Raw genomic sequence first — 19,832 nt, forward strand, 5'->3', positions numbered from 1 at the left:
CGTATTCGCTACCGGACTGACTGTTGCAGCCAGTTCGCAAGGTCAATGACCTCGGCTTCATTGATGCTGTGGCCCAGCCCTTCATAGGCATGAAATTGCGGTGTCAGGCCGAGCGACTTCAGCGTGGCTTCGGCTTGCGGGCCGCTGGCGTAGGCTACCTGGCGATCCTGCATCCCGTGACCGATGAAGACTTTCAGGCGTTTGAGGTCATCAGAGGCTTTGACCTCGGACTGCACCACCGGCAACAACCGCCCGCTCAACGCCGCAATTCCCCCCACCAGCTTCGGCTGACGCAGGGCGACTTCGTAGCTCATCATCGCGCCCTGGCTGAACCCGACCAGAAACACCTTGCCCGGCTGCGTGCGGAACTTGCCGGTGGCCTGGGTGATGAACGCGCTCAATTGCTTGCCGCTGCTCTTGAGGTCTTCGGTCACGCCATCGTAGTCAGGCACGCCCGGCTTCTGGGTGAACCACTTGTAACTGTCCGCGCGCAATTCCATTGGAGCCTGCACCGACAGGTAGTTGTAATCGGCCGGAAGGTGTTCCCTGAGTCCGAACAAGTCAGCGGCGTTACTGCCGTAGCCATGAATGAAGATCACCAACGGCCGGTTCGGGGTGTCGACATCGGCTTGTGCCAGGTAATCCAGCGGCAGGTCGGTGTGCAGGGTGTCCTGCGCCTGCGCCATTGCGGTAAAGGCAAACAGCAAGGCAGCGAAAATTTTCAGCATCGGTTCATGACCTCTGTTTGACGCTGCCCGCAGGCAGCGCCGTGAGTGGGCGTGGAAGCAGAAACTGACACAGCCTCAGTTCTGCATGCTGGTCCGCGAAACTTCCGGCTTGATCAACTGCATCTGCTGACGGTAGTCATCCGTCACCTGACGTGCCTGGCTGCTGCTGGTGATGACTCGTGGCGTGATCAGCACGATCAGCTCGGTACGGCCCTTGGACTTGCTGGTACTGCCGAACAGCCACCTCAAGCCCGGGATGCGTCCCAGATACGGCACAGCGTTGACCGTCTCGGCGTTATCCTGCTTGATCAAGCCGCCCAGCAGCACTGTCTGGCCACTCTGCGCGGCCACTTGCGTGGCGACCGAGCGGGTGGAAATACGCGGGTTACCGTTGGCATCGTTGGTAGTGGAATTGGTATCGGCACTACTGACCTGCTGCTGGATGTCCATGTACACCAGGCCGCCTGGATTGATGCGCGGCACTACGTCGAGAATCACACCGGTCTGCACATATTCGACGCTGCTCAGCGTGGTATTCGAGACGTTGGTGTTGACCGTGGTCTGGCTGATCGGAATGTTATCGCCGACCTGAATCTGCGCCTGCTGGTTATTCATCACCACCAGCGAGGGTGCCGAAAGGACCTGAGTGCGGCCATTGGTTTCCAGCGCACGCAAGGCGACCTGCAAATTGTTGCTGACGAAGGAATAGAAGAACGCATCGGTAGAAGCCAAAGCAGCGCCGCCGGTACCGATCGCACCCTGGCTGCCTGCGGTATTGGTGACGTTGCCGGTGGTACCCGAGTTACCCGCCAGGCGTCCCAGATACCACTGCACGCCCATGTCCAGCTCGCCGGTCAGCGAGACTTCCAGAATGCGTGTCTCGATTTGTACCTGCAGTGGCGGGTTGTCGAGGCGTTTGATCGCCGACTCGATCTCCTTCCACTGCGCCGGACGGGTACGCACCAGCAACTGGTTGCTACTCTTCTGCGCAGTGATGCGGGTGCTGGCGTCCAGAGACTTGCTGCCGCCGTTCGCGCCACCACCCTCCTGGCTGGCCGAATCCGATTCAGCGCCGCTCTGATCGTCGCCCTCTGACTCGCTGTCACCGCTGTTCTGATTGTTGTTCATGCCTTGGCTGTTGCCAAAGCCGCCGCCATTGCTCATGCCACCGCCGCTGCTGCCCAGGCCGTTGGAACTGCTCATGCCGCCGACACCGCTGCCGCCATTGGAGTTGAGCGATGACAAGGTGGTGGTGCGCAGCCCCGGCGCAACTTTGGCTGCCGAGTCTTCCTTGATGGCACCCGACCCGTAGATCTGCCGCAGGTATTTGGCCAGATCGGTGGCTTTCATGTTGCGCACGTCGTACACGTACATCTGCGGCTCGTTGCCGCCGCCCTCATCAATGGTATGAATCCACTCGCCGACTTCGCGCAGGTATTCAGGCTGCGACGAAATCGCCACCACCGAATTGGTCCGTTCGATCGGCAGGAAACGCACCATGCCCGCGAGCGGCATGCCACTTTCGGGGCCGAACATCTTCTGCAACTCGGGCATCAGCTCGCCGACCGAGGCACGTTGCAGGCCGAATACACCGACCGACATGCCCTTGAGCCAGTCCACATCGAAGGTGTCAATGGTGTCCTGATAATTGGCCAGCTCTTCCGGCGTGCCTGCCAGGCTGAGCACGTTACGCGCCGGATCAACCAGCAGGAAGGCATTTTCACGGGCGAACGGTTTGAGCAGCTTCTGCATTTCGGTTGCCGAAATGTAGCGCAACGGAAACAGCCGCGCGGACATGCCCGCCGAAGGCTGCGCCACCGGCATTTCCGGGACCAGCTTGCCGGCGACCGCCTGATTCGACGGCAGGATCACGTAACGGTTGCCCTGCTTGATCATGGCGTTGTCGGTCCAGGACAGCAGCGTTTCGAGAATCGACAACGCTTGCTGCTTGTTGACCGGCTTGGAGGTCGAGAAGCTGACATCGCCTTTCACGCCTTGGGCAATGCTGTAATTCTCGTGCAGCAGGTCGCCCATGATGCTGTTGATCACCGCCTGAATCGGCTGGTTGGTGAAGTTGAATACGATATCGCCGGTCTCGCCCGGACGCGCTGCCGGAGCAGCTGCGGGCTGGCGGATGAAACGCTGGTTGCCCTTGATGATCTGCCGCTGCGGCGAGGCCGCCGGTTGCTGTGAAGGGGGCTCGACTGGCGGTCGTTCGCTGCGCGGGTCAACCGGCGGGCGTTGTGAACCGGTTCCCTGGAGCGCTTCCTGCAGCATGCCATTGTCGGGATCGAGAGTGTCGGGCTTTGACGCGCAGCCGCCGAGGGCGACGGCGGTAGCCAGGCAAAGCAAGGGTGTGCGCAAGGTAGCGATGGCAGGAACTCCAGAAAAGGTACCCATCACAGGGTGGAATCGTTGGTTAAGGTAATCGGCGGTGTACTCGACGGCGGCGGCAGACGCAGCGCGGGCAGGCGCAGCATTTGCGTACGGCCATCGAGTTGAAAGGTGGCCTGGGTAGGCTCCAGGCGGTCCAGCATCCAGCCATTGGGCAATCGATCGCCCTGACGGATTTTCAGCGCCGGACCGCTGGCTTGTTTAATCAGTGCGACACGTAGCGAGCCGTCCATGATCACCCCGGTCAAGGTCAGGCCGGCCAGGCTGGTGGCCGGTGCATCGGCTTTGCGAACAGCCATGTCCGGGCTGCGGTCAGGACTGAACAGCGGCGTTTTCCAGGTATTGGCCAGACTTTCCAGGGTCGCCGAAGGAGCATTGTGGGTCTGCGCTTTCTGATCGATCGGGTTGCGCGGCGCCTGCTCCGGCAGCCAGTCGGGCGAGTGCGCAGCGCCGCTGAAAATCAGAGCGATCAGCCCGGCCAGCAGCGCGGCCAAAGCCAGCAGCAACCACTCCAGCGGACGTAATGAACCCGTCATTGCTCACCCTCCCCGGCGCTGGCCGGTTGCAGATAGCCGCGCACCAGCAGATGCACCACCAGTTTGCCGGCAGCACCGCTCGCCGGAGCATTAGCGTCGCGACGCATACTCATCTCGTCAATGAACAGAAACGGGCGCTGGTACTCCAGCGCATGCAGGATGGCCGTCAGCGGTTCGATGGCGCAGTTCAGGGTCAGGCTGACCTTGACCTGCCGATACGGCTCGGCGCTGTCCTGCGCCGGCGTGATCGGCATGCGCTGGGTCAGCTCGCAGCCGCCCCCCGTGCTGGCATGGCTGCTGATCAGGTCGGCAATACGCTGCATCAGATCGGCAGCAACGGCGCTTGGATCTTCGCCGGGCAGCAAACTGGTGCTGCTGGCCGGATCGCGGCGGGCCTGTTCCAGTTGCTCGCGCAAAGAATCGCCCTGCTGCAACAGGCCGGCGTAACGCTGCTGTTGCTCGCGCAACTGGTCGGTCTGCTCATTGATGTCACGCAAGGGGCCGGCGAACCAACTGTCGATCAACAGCCAGTAAGCCACGCAGAGCACCAGCGCAAGAATCATCAGGGCAGCGCCCCGCCGCTCACGGCTGGTCAGTGGACGGCGCATCGGCGTTCTCCTGATGCTGATTCTGGTGCAAATGCGCACGCAGAGAATACTGATCCTTGCCGGTCTTGGTGTCGGGCTGAATCACGCCTTGAAATTGCGCGTTGTCCAGACTGTGACAATCCTTGACCCGGCCGATCAGTGCGCTGGCCTTGGCGCTTTGCCCGGAAAACGCGACCTCGGCGCTGTCGCTGATTTCCAGATGCTCGATCCAGGTGTCAGAAGGCAGGCAGGCGGTCAATTCGCTGAGCAGTGCCGACAGCGGCGGTTGCGCAGCCTTGCGGCGTATCAGGTAATTGGCTGCACCCAGCGTGTTGGTCAATTGCTGACGCAGCTGTTGAATCTCACCCACCTGGGCCTTCTGCGCCTGGACACTGGCCTGCATGTCATCGAGCAGGCTCTGGCGGTCATTCAGCCACAGCAGCATCGCACTGAGCAGGAGGCCGGCGCACAGCCAGATCAGCCAGCGCTGCAGACGATGAGCGGAGCGTGATTGTTGCGGACGCAGTGGCATGGGCAACAGGTCAATGCCCATGCGCTGCCCGCCAGTACCCATCCCGGCATTACCCATGTCAGTGACGACATCCACCGCATCGGGACGCAAACCGCGCTCGGCGCACTCACTGAGTATTACGTCCAGCCGCTCACGCAATATCGCCACCAGTGTGACCTGCACAAAGCTGGCGCTGCGACTGTCCTGACGGGCCACAAAATACAACTGGCCAGCGTCGAACGGGGTGAAGCGGTCCAGCTCGTAACCGACGACAGTCGACAGATTGCGCGCCGCGGCAGCGGGCAGTTGCAGGGGCTGCACCAGCACCGCCGACACTGGCAGCAACAACACACGTCGTGCCTGAGGCGATGCATCGGGCAGCGGCTCGACCAGCGGCCAGACGTGCGCCTGCTCCAAGGTCTCGCGGCCCAGCCAGCGACGCACACGCAGCGGCAGGCAGGCGCGAAGCTCCGCGACCCACCATTGCCAACCCTGTTGCGCCGCACTGCCACGCCACTGCCGGGCGACCTGTTCGCGTAACGCGTAGACAGGCGCCAGACGTGCAGAAACTGATGAATTCATTCTTGCCAACGCAACACCCTGTAGGGTTGTGCGCCTCCCTCCGATGGGCTCAATAAAACAGTGGTTTGTAACAGGGCAGCCACGCCGCCCGGTTGTTCTGCGCGGCTGTCGATAGCCAGCACTTCGCCCGGATCGGCCCCGACCGCACTCTGGTTCGGCAGGTTCAAGGCTCGGCGCAGCAATGGCGAAGCAAACGCAGGGTCGGGCCGGTCCAGGCCGCTCCATAATGTTATTTCCGGTAAAAGCCGCGCATACAGCGCCTGACTCATACCCGGCAACTGACGTACTTCCTCGACCACACGCAACGGTGACTGACCACCATTGCGCTGCGCCTCCAGCACCTGAGCGATACCGCTGGCCTGATTCCTGGCCGCGCCACAGGCCTGCAACAGACGCGATATATCGGCAACCGGCGCACTATTGAGGTCCAGCTTGCCTCGCTCGCTCCTGATGCTGACGAGCAGTTGCGTATCGTCCATACGTAACGAGACCAGACGCCCGTCGGCAATCCAGCGTTTGCGCTGTGCAGGATCGAGCAAGCCCTGCACAGCCATATTCATGCCAGCTTCAGCCACCATCAGTGCCTGAGTATTCTGCCGCAGCCAGAGTGCCTGTCGGCTTTCCAGCTGCACCCACCCGGCCAGCCCACCGAGCAACAGGCTCAGCAACGCCAGCACCCATAGCACCACCAGCAGCGCCACACCCCGCTGTTGTCGACCGGCCTCATTCATTCGCCACCCGCCCCACCGGACAGGTCCAGACGCAAAGCCACTACCTCGGGCACCCACTTCACTGCCCCGCTGGTGGCCAGATCAATCCGTACCGCACCGGGCAAACGATTCGGCCAAGGCCATTCAGCCATCCAGCCCGTCGGTTTGCCCTTGGGGGTCAACCCGCGATAACTGAACGTCAGTGACTCAACGTTTTGCAACAACACCTGGGGCTCACCCCACGGCTTCAGGGCAACGCCATTTGCGCCAGACTGAACCTGAGCAAAAGACACTTGCAGCGACCGATGGCCCTGCGGCCCTCGAAGCTCCAGGCTGTGCACCTGTATGCCACCGCCCAGTTCGCCCGGCAGCGTGGCGACAAAGCGCAACTGCTGAGCCGAGCCTTCAAAGAAACCGCTGTTCACATCGTCTTCAGCAGAAGTATCCAGCGGCAGCGCCTGACCGATCGAGCTACGCAGAAACGCCTGCGCGGCGCGGATTTCGTCCAGGTTCACGGTGTAGCGCTCGGCCTTGAGCACGGCGCGGTTGGCCCCCAGCAACGCCCCGCCAACCAGCACCAGCAGCACGCCCAGCAGGCTGATGACCAACAGCACTTCAAGCAGCGTGAAACCACGCTGGGCGGGTTTCATGACCCGGCTCCACTAACAGCACCGCGCAACTTGAGCGTACTGAACTGCGCCTTGCGCTGATGCTCAGTCAGCACCAGATCGAGGCGAAACATCCTTGCCTCACCATTGCTGCCCGACAGTTGACGAATATCCAAGGTCCAGGCGATACCTGCGAGTGTTCCCTGACGCGTACCATTTTCCAGCGGGCCGGCACTTTCCTGATCCATAATCGTGCGTGCCGCATGGCTAAGCCGGTCACTGCGCGACACCTGCTGCAGGGAGCGGGCACTCTGCCCGAACGCTACCAGCAGAACACCGCTGCACACTGCCATGACGGTCAATGCAGCAAGCATCTCCAGCAGGGTGAACCCCGACTGCGATGTTTTCATTAAAGCGACCGAACCTGGACGCTGCCGGTCAGCCAGCCAATATCAATACGCCATCTTCGATCCCCGTCAGCGACCATAACGTTGCCGCCACTAGAGCCGCCGTCCGGGTAAAACTCCACGGAGGAGCCAAGATCCGAGGCGGTCTGCATGGTCACCCGCAGGTTTTCAGGCCAGTGCATTTCGCGCTTGCCAGGCGCCTTGAACGTCGCCTTGCGCAGATTGAACTCAGTGCGCGCGGGCTGGCCAGTGACAATGGCGCGCACCCTGGTTGCCCGTAGCGCCTCGACCATGTCGCCGACCGCGCGTCGCTCGCTGGCGGTACTCAAACCCTGTTGCAGACCGAAACCCACCAGACCGACAGCAATGCTCATCAACACCAGCACTACCAGCATTTCCATGAGGGTAAAACCCCGGCTTGCAACAGGCGTTCTCATGCCGACCGTTACTCCCAGTTGCCCAGGTCAGCGCTGTACCCTTCGCCGCCCGGCTGGCCGTCCTGACCATAGAAGATCAGGTCGAAGCTGCCGTGCTGACCGGGGAAGCGGTAACCGAATGCATGGCCGAACGGGTCTTTAAGGTCCGAAGGCTTGGCGTAAGGCCCATTCCAGTTCGAGGCGTTGCCCGGTTTTTCGGTCAATTGCTGCAAGGTCTTGGGCGGCGATCCAACATCCAGTGCGTAGCTTTCGATCTTCATGCCCAGGCTGGCCAGTTGCGCCTTGCCTGCACCATATTTGCCCTTGTCGACGTTACCGCCCACCTGGCGCACGACGATGGTCGCAACAATACCCAGCAATACGATGACCGCGAGCATTTCCAGCAAAGTGAAACCGCCCTGTCGGCGTGCGGGTGTGAAGCGTGTACGGCTAAAAGTCATCGGAAAGGTTTCCTCGTTCATGAATTCAGATATTACTGGTCAGGCTCATCAGCGGCAGCATGATGGCCAGCATGATCACCGCGACCATGCCTGCCATCACCACGGTCAGCGCCGGGACCAGCGCCGCCAGCATGCGATCGATACCGCGCTTGGCTTCGACGTCGAACACATCGGCGACTTTCATCAGCATGGTGTCCAGTTCGCCAGCCTGTTCGCCGACCTCAATCATTTGCAGCGCCAGATCCGGCAGCAGCGGCTGCGCACCGAACGCGCTAGCCAGCGTGCCACCGCCCTTGACCGACTCGACCGCCTGCTCCACCTGCGCCTGCAAGGCACGGTTGGTGCACACCTGGCGGGCGATCACCAGGGCCTGCAACAAGGCCACTCCATTGATCAGAAGCGTGCCGAGGGTGCGGGTCAGACGCGCGGCCTCGATGCGCTGCAATAAAGGACCGATCACCCGGATGCCGAGCAACCGTCGGTCACGCCGCTCACGGCGCTGCGGATCGCGCATGCGAATGGTCATCCCCCAGATCAACGCAATCACGCCAGCCAGAACGGCCAGGCCGTAGTCACTCAAAAATTGCCCCAGGTTGAGAATGACCTCGGTGATCAACGGGATCGGCACGCCGAGATCCTTGAAGATCGGTACGAATTGCGGCACCACATAAGCCAGCAACAGGGCAAGCGAGCCCAGTACGCCAACCACCAGAAAGGCCGGGTAGATCAATGCGTTGATCACCTCGCCGCGCAGCAGCTGACTGCGTTCCAGATAATCGCTCAATTGGCGCAGGGTGCTTTCCAGCGCGCCACCCGCTTCACCGGCGCGGACCATGCTTATATAAAGCGGCGAAAACTGACTGCCCTCTTCCTCAAGCGCAACGGACAGCGGCTTGCCAGCCTTGACCTGTTCGCGAATGCGTTCGATCAATGCCCTGGTCTGTGGTTGTCCAGGCTGTTTGAGCAGAATTCCAAGAGATCGTTCCAACGGTTGCCCGGCACCGAGCAAGGTCGCGAGCTGCTGAGTGAAACTGACCAGGGCTGCGCCATTGAGCAAACCGCTACCCAACGCACGGCGCAAACCGCCCAGACCGGCAGCATCGACCTGCAGAACCATCAGGCCACGTTTCTGCAGCGCAGCGATAGCAGCCTCCTGATCCCGAGCCTCCAGCGTGCCGTTCTGCGCGGCGCCCTGAGCGTCCAGCGCGCGGTACTTGAACAGGCTCATGTGCCTTCGCCTCGGGTCACACGCAACACTTCTTCCAGCGAGGTCACCCCGGCCACGGCCTGACGCAGCCCTTCTTCATGCAGCGTGCGCAACCCGCCGCGCCGGGCCGCCTCTTCCAGCGTCGAAGCATCGGCGTGGCGCATCAACAGGCTGCGCAATTCTTCGTTCATCACCAACAGTTCGGTAATTGCACTGCGCCCGCGATACCCGCCACCGGGTGCGTCGGCACGCGGGCGATACAGACGAATCGGGCGCTCGTCAGTGAACCGCTCCAGCCCGTGCTCGGCAATCAACTCCGGCGGCGCGTCGAAGGCTTCCCGCGTCGCCGGATCAAGACGGCGAACCAGGCGCTGGGCCAGGATGCCGTTGACAGTCGAAGCGATAAGGTAGCTTTCGACGCCCATGTCCAGCAGACGGGTAATACTTGCCGCCGCACTGTTGGTGTGCAGCGTCGAGAGCACCAGGTGACCGGTCAACGAGGACTGAATGGCGATGCGGCAGGTTTCCAGGTCGCGCATCTCGCCGATCATGATGACATCCGGGTCCTGACGCACGATAGAGCGCAGCGCCCCGGCGAAGTCCAGGCCGATCGCGGGCTTGACCTGAATCTGGTTGATGCCTTCAAGCTGATACTCGACCGGGTCTTCGACGGTAATGATCTTGCGCTCGGCGGTATTGAGCCGTGACAGCGCGGTATAAAGAGTGGTGGTCTTGCCGGAGCCGGTCGGCCCGGTGACCAGCAGAATGCCGTGCGGACGCTCCAGCACATCAAGAAATTCATCGAGCCGCTCGCCGTCGAAACCCAGGCTGGGGAAGTCGAAATTGATGGTCTGCCGGTCCAGCAGACGCATGACCACCGATTCGCCGAAACTGGTCGGCACCGTAGACACCCGCAAATCCAGTTCCTTGCCCTGAATACGCAGCATGATCCGGCCATCCTGCGGCAGGCGACGCTCGGCGATATCCAGCCGCGCCATGATCTTCACGCGCGAAATGACCGCGGCCGAAGAACTGGACGGTGGCGCTTCAGCCTCATGCAACACGCCGTCGATGCGATAACGCACCTTCAACTGACTTTCGAACGGCTCGATATGAATGTCCGATGCACGCTGTTCGACCGCGCGCTGCAGGATCAGGTTGACCAGGCGAATAACCGGCGCTTCAGAGGCCAGGTCCTTTAGGTGCTCGATATCTTCCAGCGAGCCACCCTCTTCGTCCAGATTCTCGATCAGGGTGCCCATCGCCGAGCGGCCCTGCCCGTAATATCGCTCGATGAGGGTCTCGACTTCATTGCGCGGCCCGATGGACAGCCGCACCGGCACTTCGCAGGCGTATGCGATGGCCTGGAACGGATACAGCGTGCCTGGGTTGGCGCTGAGCACTTGCAGCCCTTGGTCGCTCCAGCCTACCGGCACGACTTGATAGTGGCGCATGAAGCGCTCGGTCAACGGTGGCAACGGATCCAGCAGCGGCGGCACCGCGTCAGCGAGCAACAGCGGTGCCTGTAACAATGCAGCCCATGCACGGGCCAGTTCAAATTCGGAAACCAGCCCCAGACGAGTCAGCAGCCCGAGTAACTCGGTGCCTTCGGACTCCTGCTGCAAACGCTGCGCCCGCTCCAGATCGGCCATTTTCAGACCAGCGTGTTCCGTCAGCCAGGCGCAAACCTGCGCGGCATCCGGAATCAGGAGGCGGGAAACATCAACGGGGACTGGCGACATGAATGAGGGCATTTTGCTACTTCGGAGGGACATGTTACAGCACTCTCCGTTTGGAGAGCACTGTGTTCAAAGGCTTCAAACGATCAGTTTGACTGCTTTTGAGGGGTTGCGTTCTGTGGACGACCGCCTTTTGTCGTCTCGGCCTTCTGGTTTTGCGCCTTCTGCGCTGCCTTGGCGTCCTGGGTCTGGGTCATGACCGTCGAATCGCTTGCACCGGATGTTGCATCGTCATCGGTCGCTTCGGCGGCAACTACTGCACCACTAAGGGCCAGACCCAGAACAACAACAGCACTGATTACAGAGAATTTCATCGTAGTTAACTCCACAGAAAAAAGAGGTGATTTCTGCAACAGGCAGAAATCGGATAAAGACCGGGCAAGAAGTAGCGTACAGCACGCATCGCAACTTGCGAGCTGACTTTCTTCGTCCTGAAAAATCTTAAACCAATCGACCAGTAGGTTTAACAAGAGTTCCTCAATTGTAAAGAAAAAATACGAAATGAAAGAAAAATACGCTTTTATTTGACATTTATGCCTTGTTTTAGGGTTAATTGTAACGGTTTTGAGACTCAAAGTGCCATCATGTGGTAGCCAAATGATAGCGCTCGTCAAGTAAAGAACATAATAAATAAAAAAACAAATACAGAACTTAAATAGTCATAAATCGCGCCCTGATTAGAGGGAGAAAAACGCGATCACGGGCAACCATTGCCTGTAAAAAACAGCACGCCATGAATGGCAAATAAAGATGAGTTAGTCCTGCGCACGTGCGCAGGCAACCCGTTAATTGAAACGTAGTTGGAGAGCAATATGAACAAGCGAAAGATGATAGGCGCGCACTCGGCGCTGGCCTTGCTGGCATTGGCAGTTTCCCAGGTGCACGCCGCTGACCCTACTGTGCAACAAGGCCGCGAAGACCGCGCTGAAAAAGCCGCGCAGAAAACCCTGACCAAGATGACCATGGAAGAAAAGCTGGCCTACATCGGCGGCACTGGCGGCTGGGATGTCAAGCCGCTGACCAACTACGGCGTTCCACAAATTCACGGTGCAGACGGCGGCGTGGGCGTGCGCTACACCAGTGAAGGCAACGATCAGGGTGTTGTCTACCCGTCCGGCCCTAACCTGGCCGCGACCTTCAACCCGCGTCGTGCCATCGACCTCGGCCGTGCGCTGGGCTATGACACTGCCGTCGGCGGCTACCAGTTCATCACTGGCCCCGGCGTCAACCTGTATCGCATGCCGTACGGCGGCCGTGCGTTCGAATACCTCTCCGGTGAAGACCCGTTCCTGGGTGCCAGCCTGGCACCGGGCGTCATCAACGGTATCCAGTCTCGTGGTGTATGGGCCAACGCCAAGCACTACGCGGCCAACGACCAGGAAAGCAACCGCTTCAACCTGGACCAGAAGATGCCAGAGCGCGTTCTGCGTGAAATGTCGCTACCTGCATTCGAGTCGTCCTCGAAGAACGGCAACGTTGCGATGATGATGTGCGCCTTCCAGAAAGTGAACGGTGATTTCGCTTGCGAAAGCGAGCACCTGATCGCGCAGATCCTGAAAAAGGAATGGGGCTTCAAGGGCTTCGTACAGAGCGACTACAACGCGGTGGTTCACGGCTTCGAAGCCGCCCGCGCCGGGGCCGATCTGGACATGATGGGCTACCAGATGAACAGCTCCGTGCTGAAGCCTCATCTGGACGCCGGTGACCTGAGCGCTGCGACCATCGACGACAAGGTCCGCCGCATCCTCAAGCAGATCTACCTGTACAAGTTCGACAGCAAGACGCCGCTGACCACGCACAACATGAACAGCTCGACCAGCAACAAGGTCGCACTGAATGCTGCGCGTGAAGGCATCGTGCTGCTGAAAAACCAGGGCGATCTGTTGCCGCTGGACAAGCAGAAGGTCAAGAAAATCGCCGTTGTCGGCACCCTGGCCAAGTACTCGCCACCGACCGGTTTCGGCAGCGCCAACGTCATGGCCAGCCATTACGTCAGCGAATTGAGCGGTCTGCAACAAATCGCGCCTAACGCCAAGGTCGACTTCATCGAAGGCCTGTCGCTGGACCCAAGCACCAGTGCCTGGACCACCACCGATGCAACTGGCAATGAAGTCCAGGGCATGAAAGTCGAATACTTCAGCAACACCAACTGGTCTGGTGATGCAGCGGTCACCCGTACCGAGAAGCAGGTTGACCTGGACTGGGCCAACGACAAGAACCTGCCGTTCGAAAGCAACACTTCGACGTCCGATCCGTACACCAGCAAAGGTTCGACCGCTGGCGAACTGAATGGCGATACATTGTCGACTTCGATTCGCTACACCGGCAAGGTCACCCCGACCCAGAGCGGCGAGCAGGTGTTCAAGGTTCGTGCCGACGGTGCTGTGCGCCTGTGGGTCAACGGCAAGAAGATCATCGACAACGGTGACGGCAAGCCATTGCCGGGCAACAGCATCCCGCCGACCATTCCAGAGTTCGCCAAGATCAATCTGGAAGCTGGCCAGTCTTACGATGTGAAGCTCGAGTACTCGCGTCGCGCCGGTTACCTGTCGACCATGGGCGGCCTGGTAGGTGTGCAACTGAGCTCGGCTTCGCTGAACGCACCTCAGGACTTGTCCGGCTATGACGCCGTTGTGGTTGCCGTGGGTAACAGCAACGAATACGAAGGTGAAGGTTTCGACCACAGCTTCGATCTGCCTGAGTTCCAGAACGAGCTGATCCAGAACATCGCCAAGGTCAACCCGAACACCGTGGTGACCATGTATGGCGGTACGGGTCTGAAGATGAGCGACTGGATCGAACAGGTTCCGGTAGCGCTGCACGCCTTCTACCCTGGTCAGAACGGTGGTCAGGCCCTGGCCGAGATCCTGTTCGGCAAGGTCAACCCGTCGGGCAAGCTGCCGATCAGTATCGAACGCAACATCGAAGATAACCCGGCTTACGCTTCCTTCCCGAAATTCGACAATCAGAACACTCTGACCGACATGGATTACAAGGATGACCTGATGCTGGGTTATCGCGGTTACGAGAAGAAAGGCATCAAGCCGCTCTACCCGTTCGGTTACGGCCTGTCGTACACCACATTCGGTTACAGCAACATCAAAGTGACGCCGGGCGTTGCGGTGGGCAATACGCCGATCAAGGTGTCCTTCGACCTGACCAACACCGGCAAGGTTGGCGGTTCTGAAGTCGCTCAGCTGTATGTGGGCCAGCAGAACCCGAAAGTCGAACGTCCGATCAAGGAGCTCAAGGGCTACAAGAAGGTGTTCCTCAAGCCGGGCGAAAGCAAGCGCGTGACCATTGAGCTGAATGACCGCTCGCTGGCCTACTTCGACGTGAAAACCAATCAGTGGGTGGTCGATGCCGACACCTTTAACCTGTCGCTCGGTGGGTCGTCGCAGGACATCCGCCTGAACGCCAAGCTGGTCAACTCGTTCCGTCAGGAACTGTCGACCACCACCAGCAACCCGCTGCCACGCTCCGCGCTGAACTCGGTATTGGTCGAGAAGCCACCGGTCAAGACCGGCGGTGTCTTCAAGCAGACCGTCGAGTAAGCATCGCGCTGACTGACTGAAACACGGACCGATAAAGGCTCAGGGACGAGCCCTTACCGCAGCATCGACCTGCGCAATGTAGGCATCGAAACACTCGACCAGATCCAGCTGTTCGGGAAAGCGTAACCACTGAATCTGCAAGCCATCCATCATGGCCAGAATCTGCTGGACCACCTTGTCCAGATCCACATCCGCACGCACCTCTCCCTTCTCTACCAAGCCTGAAAACTGTCCAAGCAAGTGCGCATGAATACGTTCGTAACGCGTCTGGAACCATTCGAATGCGGGCTGACTTTCGATCAGACTTTCGGCATTCAGAATCGAAAAGGCACGCACCACACCGGGTGCCGTGGCGTTGGAACGATTGATTGCACGCAGACCGCCAAGCAGACCGGTCAAGGTGTTGTCGGTGCGGACTTCGGCCGCAATCCGGCCATTGACCTCATCGCGACGTTCCAATACGCCCATCAACAGGGAAATCTTGCTGGGGAAATGGTGCAGCAGTCCGGCGACGGAAATACCGACGAGAGCTGCTACCTTGGCTACCGAAGCGCCGGTATAGCCCTCGAGGGAAAACACTTGCAAGGCCGCATCGAGCAGCTCTTCACGACGTTTCTCGCCCTTTGGCGCGCGTCTCTGTCGGGTAACTGCAGTGCCCGTTTCCGTGGGGTCATGCCGAGTCATATCAGGCTCCTTCTTGAACAGCCGCGTACCCTAACCATTCACGCAAAGACTGGCAACGCCAACAGGCCGGATTGTTGGACAATTTCATTTCGTTCCACCCTGTCGATCCAGCAAAATGGCCACCACCAGTACCGCCAGGCTGACCATCAGCGATAACCACATCAAGCCGCTGGCCCCCTGCCCCTCGCGCACCCATGCAAAAAACCACGGAGCGGCGGCTGACAACAGAAACGCGGGTGCCAGCAGACGACCCTGCAAGTGGGCATAGTGCGCATGCTCAAACAGCTCGAATGGCAGACTCGCCCTCAGTAACGTGGCCAGGCCGTTCACTGCGCCGTACCCGAACAGGAATATGCACGCCAGCAAGATACGCCCCTGACTGAACAGCCCCAGGGTAAAACACAACGCCATTCCGCCAGCCACCCAGACGTTCAGTCGCAGCGCAGGCATCGACTGCGCCAGCAAGGTCTGCGCCAGACGTGCACAGGTCTGACCGACGCCCCACAGCGCCGCCAACATTACTGGCACGCCGAAACTGGCCAGCAGGGCAGGTAAATGGGCGGAAAGTCCTGCTGACAGGAAAGCGATCAGGGACATGCCCAGCGCGTAGCCAAGCTGACGCATCAAGGGCGCGCTGCTGCCCGGCGCAGGCCTGACAGGCTCGGGGGTCAAGGCCGGCAACCGGGCATCAGGCAGCGTGCTGACCAATAATCCGCTGAACAATGCCAGGCAGCCGTAGATAGCGACTGCACTGCGCCAGCCGAAAGCGCTCAACAAGCCGTGACCCAGCGGCCAGAATACCGCCGAGGCCAGCCCGCCCAACAAGGTGATCTGCACCATCAGCGGTCGCGAGCGAGCACCGAACAGCCCTGCCAATGCAGCAAACAGCGCATCGTAAAGCGACAGGCGCATGCCGACGCCCAACACTGCCCAGCCTTGAAACCAGGACTGCGGGGTGTCGCATAAAGCCAGCATGCAGCAACCCAGCGCGTTGAGCCCGGCACCGGCCTGTAGCACCTGCCGTGCACCAAGACGCTGAATCAGACGCGCACTGACGATGGAAACCAGGCCCATTACCAACAGAGCAACCGACAGCCCGGAAAAAACCCGCTGACTGCTCCAGCCAAGATCCTCGGTGATCGCATTGCCGAAAGCACCCGGCAGGTAAAAGGTCACCCCCCAACTGATCAACTGCGCGAGACCCAGTCTGACTACCGTCAACCTGGATACAACAGCGCGGTCCATGTCATTCACCGTCGCAAGGGGCACTGCCCGAGCCGTCGCCCAGCCTGCGCTGCATCAGCACGGTGTCCACCCAGCGGCCGTGCTTGAAACCAACCGACTCGAATACCCCGACCCGGCGAAAACCAAGGCGCTCGTGCAGGCGCAGCGACGCGATATTTTCGCTATTGCCAATCACCGCGATCATCTGCCGCCAGCCGCCCTGCTCACAACGCTGCAGCAGTTCGCCGAGCAACGCCTGACCGATGCCCTGCCCGCCCATACCGTCGCGTATATAAACCGAATCTTCCACAGTAAAGCGGTAGGCAGGACGCGGGCGATAGAGTGTCGCGTAGCCATAGCCAACCACCTCCCCGGCACGTTCGGCCACCAGATACGGCAAGCCGTTGCCAAGCACTTGCGCACGGCGTTGCAGCAGCTCGGCGAGGCTCGGCGGCTCAAGTTCGAAACTGGAAATGCCATGCAGCACATGATCGGCATAAATCGCCTGTACAGCAGGCATGTCGTGGTCACAAGCGTCACGCAGGATGAGGGTCTGGGTCATGTCGGGCTCTGCACGAATGTCGTTGGATGACTGCAATCATGCCGCCCGCCAAAGCATTAAAAAAGCTATGATTTATCATTCCCAGCATAAGAAATACTTTGCCATGCGCCGTCTTAACCTCAATCACCTGCACACGTTTTCACTGGTCATCGCACATGGCAGCTTTTCCGCAGCGGCCGAGCGACTGCATCTGACGCAGCCTGCAGTAAGCCTGCAGGTTCGGCAGCTGGAGGATCAGTTGAACCTGAAGCTGATAGAGCGTGTGGGCAAGCGCCTCAAACCCACCTCGGCAGGCACTGCGCTGCTGGAGCATATTGTGCGCATCGATGCAGTGATCGAGGACGCCCTGCTGGCCTTGTCCAGTCACGCCAGTGGCGTTGCCGGACAGGTTGCCATCGGCACCGGCGCGACCGCCTGCATTCATCTGCTGCCGCCCATGCTGCAGACGTTGCGTCGTCGCTTTGTGCAGCTGGATGTGCGAGTCAGCACCGGCAACACCGATGGCATTCTGAAGGCCGTAGAGGAAAACCGCCTGGACCTCGCGCTGGTTACCCTGCCTGCCTCGGGTCGCAGCCTGCACATCACGCCGCTGCTGGAGGATGAGTTCGTGGCGATCTTTGCCAGCAGCCAGCAGCCGATCCCTGGTGAAATGACGCCGGAGCACCTCAGCGATCAGCCTCTGGTAGTGTTCGAAGCCGGCAGCAGTACACGCCTGTTGATCAATGAATGGTTCTTGCAGGCCGGAATCCGCATGAAACCGGTCATGGAGCTGGGCAGCATCGAGGCCATCAAGGAAATGGTCGCTGCGGGCCTGGGCTATAGCATTGTGCCGCGCATGGCGGTTGCTGCTGCTCATCATCGCCGCGGCTTGCAAGTGCTGTCCCTGAACCCGGGGCTGAGCCGCACACTGGGAATTGCGGTGCGCCAGGACAAACCGGTCAGCAAGGCGTTGCGTCAGGTGCTGGACGCGCTGCACCACCTCAAAGGGTCATAAAGGCACGCCACGATGGAGGCTCGATGGCGCTCATGCACTATAAAGAGCAGCGCTGCCCGGGCTGGCAAATCAGGTCGACAGTTGCATCAGCAGCGAGTCAAGTTGTACGATGACTGCCCACTGGTTATTGAAAAAAAGATTGCTGGCCTGCTTTTACACGCCACATCACTGACAATCTGTAAAGCAACTCGGCAACCCATAAGGAGCGCCGGTCCGGATACCCTCCATGCCGACCTCCAACCTCACAACAACAGGAGATACCGATGCCTAACATTCTCGGCCAGAACTTCATCGCTGGCGGCCGCAGCGCTCTGGGCCAAAGCCTGCAAAAAAGTCTGGATGCCACGACGGGCGAAGAATTGCCTTACAGCTTCCATCAGGCCACCGACGGCGAAATCGACGCTGCCGCACTGGCCGCCAAAGCCGCCTTTCCTGAATTCCGTCAACTGAGCCCGGCCCGCCGCGCTGACTTCCTCGACGCCATTGCCGATGAGCTGGATCAACTGGGTGATGATTTCGTCGCCATCGTCTGCCAGGAAACCGCTTTGCCTCAAGCGCGTATTCAAGGTGAACGAGGGCGCACCAGCGGCCAGATGCGTCTGTTTTCCAAGGTACTGCGTCGCGGTGATTTCGTCGGTGCACGCATCGACCTGGCCCTGCCGGATCGCAAGCCGCTGCCACGCGTCGACCTGCGCCAGTACCGCATCGGAGTGGGCCCGGTAGCCGTGTTCGGCGCGAGCAACTTCCCGTTGGCATTCTCTACCGCCGGCGGTGATACCGCAGCGGCACTGGCCGCCGGTTGCCCGGTGGTGTTCAAGGCGCACAGTGGCCACATGGCAACTGCCGATCTGGTCGCCAGCGCCATCATCCGCGCCGCCGAACGTACCCAGATGCCGAAAGGCGTATTCAACATGATTTTCGGCAACGGCGTTGGCGAAGGTCTGGTCAAGCACCCGGCTATCCAGGCCGTTGGTTTCACCGGTTCACTGAACGGCGGCAACGCCTTATGCAAAATGGCCGCCGAGCGTGCGCAGCCCATTCCAGTGTTTGCCGAGATGTCCAGCATCAACCCGGTGGTGATACTGCCCGGTGCCCTCCAGGCACGCAGCGAAACCGTGGCCAAAGAGCTCGCCGGTTCGGTGGTGATGGGTGCCGGTCAGTTCTGCACCAATCCTGGTGTCGTCATTGGCCTGCGCTCCCCGGCGTTCTCGACGTTTGTCGAGCAACTGACCGAACAGATGGGCAGCCAGGCACCACAGACCATGCTGAATGCCGGTGGTCTGCGCAGCTACAGCAAAGGCGTCGAGCATTTGCTCTCGCATTCAGGCATAACGCACCTGGCCGGCAAGCCGCAAGAAGGCAAGCAGGCTCAGGCGCAGTTGTTCAAGGCTGACGTCAGCCTGCTGTTGAATGGCGACCAGTTATTGCAGGAAGAAGTCTTCGGTCCGACCACCCTGGTTATTGAGGTCGCTGACGATGCTCAGTTGAAAGACGCGCTGCAAGCCTTGCGTGGTCAGTTGACCGCGACCGTGATCGGCGAACCTGCAGACCTGAGCCAGTACAGCTGGCTGCAACCGATACTGGAAGAGAAAGTCGGCCGTATTCTGTTCAATGGCTACCCGACCGGCGTCGAGGTCTGTGAAGCCATGGTCCATGGCGGCCCATACCCGGCAACCTCGGATGCACGCGGCACGTCGGTGGGCACCTTGGCCATTGATCGTTTCCTGCGCCCTGTCTGCTATCAGAACCTTGCCGATAGCCAATTGCCGCCTGCCCTGCAGAATGCCAACCCGCTGGGCCTGCGTCGTCTGGTCAATGGGGAGTGGAGCGATCAGCCTCTCGTGTGACGACAACTGGCTGACTCGGAAACAAAGCAGCGCGACCTCTTAAGGGTCGCGCTTTTTTTTGAAAAAAATCTTCTCTTTTGT

19 protein-coding genes are annotated in these 19,832 nt (G+C 60.2%); 3 read left to right on the forward strand and 16 right to left on the reverse strand.

The window, feature by feature from the left end; all coding sequences use genetic code 11:
• Nucleotides 1–8 precede the first annotated feature (8 nt).
• From MME58_RS16080 to MME58_RS16140, 13 genes are all read right to left on the reverse strand, one after another.
• Nucleotides 9–728 (reverse strand): alpha/beta hydrolase, encoded by a 720-nt coding sequence (locus MME58_RS16080; protein WP_055006147.1) that lies wholly within the window; start codon nt 726–728, stop codon nt 9–11.
• A 75-nt stretch (nt 729–803) separates the two neighbouring features.
• Complete coding sequence (gene gspD, locus MME58_RS16085; protein ID WP_054985443.1) at nt 804–3,128, reverse strand: type II secretion system secretin GspD; 2,325 nt, start codon at nt 3,126–3,128, stop codon at nt 804–806.
• The gene (locus MME58_RS16090) at nt 3,128–3,658 is read right to left on the reverse strand and encodes a type II secretion system protein N (RefSeq protein ID WP_055006146.1); all 531 of its coding nucleotides are present in this window, start codon (nt 3,656–3,658) and stop codon (nt 3,128–3,130) included. Before MME58_RS16090 ends, gspD begins: the two co-directional genes overlap by 1 nt.
• Nucleotides 3,655–4,266 (reverse strand): type II secretion system protein GspM, encoded by a 612-nt coding sequence (gene gspM / locus MME58_RS16095; protein WP_055006145.1) that lies wholly within the window; start codon nt 4,264–4,266, stop codon nt 3,655–3,657. Before gspM ends, MME58_RS16090 begins: the two co-directional genes overlap by 4 nt.
• Nucleotides 4,241–5,338: a type II secretion system protein GspL gene (locus MME58_RS16100; protein ID WP_054987577.1), complete on the reverse strand. Its 1,098-nt coding sequence runs from the start codon at nt 5,336–5,338 to the stop codon at nt 4,241–4,243. Before MME58_RS16100 ends, gspM begins: the two co-directional genes overlap by 26 nt.
• The gene (locus tag MME58_RS16105; RefSeq protein WP_055006144.1) at nt 5,335–6,069 is read right to left on the reverse strand and encodes a type II secretion system protein GspK; all 735 of its coding nucleotides are present in this window, start codon (nt 6,067–6,069) and stop codon (nt 5,335–5,337) included. The genes MME58_RS16100 and MME58_RS16105 overlap by 4 nt, the downstream gene beginning before the upstream one ends.
• Nucleotides 6,066–6,698 (reverse strand): prepilin-type N-terminal cleavage/methylation domain-containing protein, encoded by a 633-nt coding sequence (locus MME58_RS16110; protein ID WP_054987575.1) that lies wholly within the window; start codon nt 6,696–6,698, stop codon nt 6,066–6,068. Before MME58_RS16110 ends, MME58_RS16105 begins: the two co-directional genes overlap by 4 nt.
• Nucleotides 6,695–7,066: a type II secretion system protein gene (locus tag MME58_RS16115; RefSeq protein ID WP_054987574.1), complete on the reverse strand. Its 372-nt coding sequence runs from the start codon at nt 7,064–7,066 to the stop codon at nt 6,695–6,697. Before MME58_RS16115 ends, MME58_RS16110 begins: the two co-directional genes overlap by 4 nt.
• Nucleotides 7,066–7,500: a prepilin-type N-terminal cleavage/methylation domain-containing protein gene (locus MME58_RS16120; protein WP_082427453.1), complete on the reverse strand. Its 435-nt coding sequence runs from the start codon at nt 7,498–7,500 to the stop codon at nt 7,066–7,068. Before MME58_RS16120 ends, MME58_RS16115 begins: the two co-directional genes overlap by 1 nt.
• Before the next feature lie 8 nt (nt 7,501–7,508).
• Nucleotides 7,509–7,940, reverse strand: a complete 432-nt coding sequence (gene gspG / locus MME58_RS16125; RefSeq protein ID WP_082427456.1) for a type II secretion system major pseudopilin GspG — start codon at nt 7,938–7,940, stop codon at nt 7,509–7,511.
• Between the two features lie 25 nt (nt 7,941–7,965).
• Nucleotides 7,966–9,168, reverse strand: a complete 1,203-nt coding sequence (gene gspF, locus MME58_RS16130) for a type II secretion system inner membrane protein GspF (protein WP_055006143.1) — start codon at nt 9,166–9,168, stop codon at nt 7,966–7,968.
• The gene (gene gspE, locus MME58_RS16135; RefSeq protein ID WP_054987582.1) at nt 9,165–10,889 is read right to left on the reverse strand and encodes a type II secretion system ATPase GspE; all 1,725 of its coding nucleotides are present in this window, start codon (nt 10,887–10,889) and stop codon (nt 9,165–9,167) included. Before gspE ends, gspF begins: the two co-directional genes overlap by 4 nt.
• 83 nt (nt 10,890–10,972) lie before the next feature.
• Entirely contained in the window at nt 10,973–11,200 is a 228-nt protein-coding gene (locus MME58_RS16140; protein WP_054987581.1) for a hypothetical protein, read from the reverse strand.
• A 498-nt stretch (nt 11,201–11,698) separates the two neighbouring features.
• Between MME58_RS16140 and MME58_RS16145 the strand changes: the two genes are divergently transcribed.
• Complete coding sequence (locus tag MME58_RS16145; RefSeq protein ID WP_055006673.1) at nt 11,699–14,440, forward strand: beta-glucosidase; 2,742 nt, start codon at nt 11,699–11,701, stop codon at nt 14,438–14,440.
• A gap of 39 nt (nt 14,441–14,479) precedes the next feature.
• Here MME58_RS16145 and MME58_RS16150 read toward each other — a convergent pair whose 3' ends face one another.
• The 3 genes from MME58_RS16150 to MME58_RS16160 form a co-directional block, all read right to left on the reverse strand.
• A complete protein-coding gene (locus MME58_RS16150) occupies nt 14,480–15,124 on the reverse strand; it encodes a TetR/AcrR family transcriptional regulator (protein ID WP_055006672.1) in 645 nt (214 codons plus the stop codon).
• Between the two features lie 84 nt (nt 15,125–15,208).
• Entirely contained in the window at nt 15,209–16,369 is a 1,161-nt protein-coding gene (locus tag MME58_RS16155; protein ID WP_055006671.1) for an MFS transporter, read from the reverse strand.
• A 1-nt stretch (nt 16,370) separates the two neighbouring features.
• Entirely contained in the window at nt 16,371–16,910 is a 540-nt protein-coding gene (locus MME58_RS16160; RefSeq protein ID WP_054987568.1) for a GNAT family N-acetyltransferase, read from the reverse strand.
• 103 nt (nt 16,911–17,013) lie between these two features.
• On the opposite strand from MME58_RS16160, the gene MME58_RS16165 reads away from it, so the two are divergent.
• Both MME58_RS16165 and MME58_RS16170 read left to right on the forward strand, forming a co-directional pair.
• Nucleotides 17,014–17,904, forward strand: coding sequence for a LysR family transcriptional regulator (locus tag MME58_RS16165; protein ID WP_055006674.1), 891 nt, complete (start codon nt 17,014–17,016; stop codon nt 17,902–17,904).
• A gap of 263 nt (nt 17,905–18,167) precedes the next feature.
• The gene (locus MME58_RS16170) at nt 18,168–19,751 is read left to right on the forward strand and encodes an aldehyde dehydrogenase (NADP(+)) (protein WP_054987567.1); all 1,584 of its coding nucleotides are present in this window, start codon (nt 18,168–18,170) and stop codon (nt 19,749–19,751) included.
• The last annotated feature ends 81 nt before the right edge of the window (nt 19,752–19,832 follow it).

The sequence above is a fragment of the Pseudomonas syringae pv. tagetis genome (genome assembly GCF_022557255.1).
GTDB classification, from domain to species: Bacteria; Pseudomonadota; Gammaproteobacteria; order Pseudomonadales; family Pseudomonadaceae; genus Aquipseudomonas; species Aquipseudomonas caricapapayae.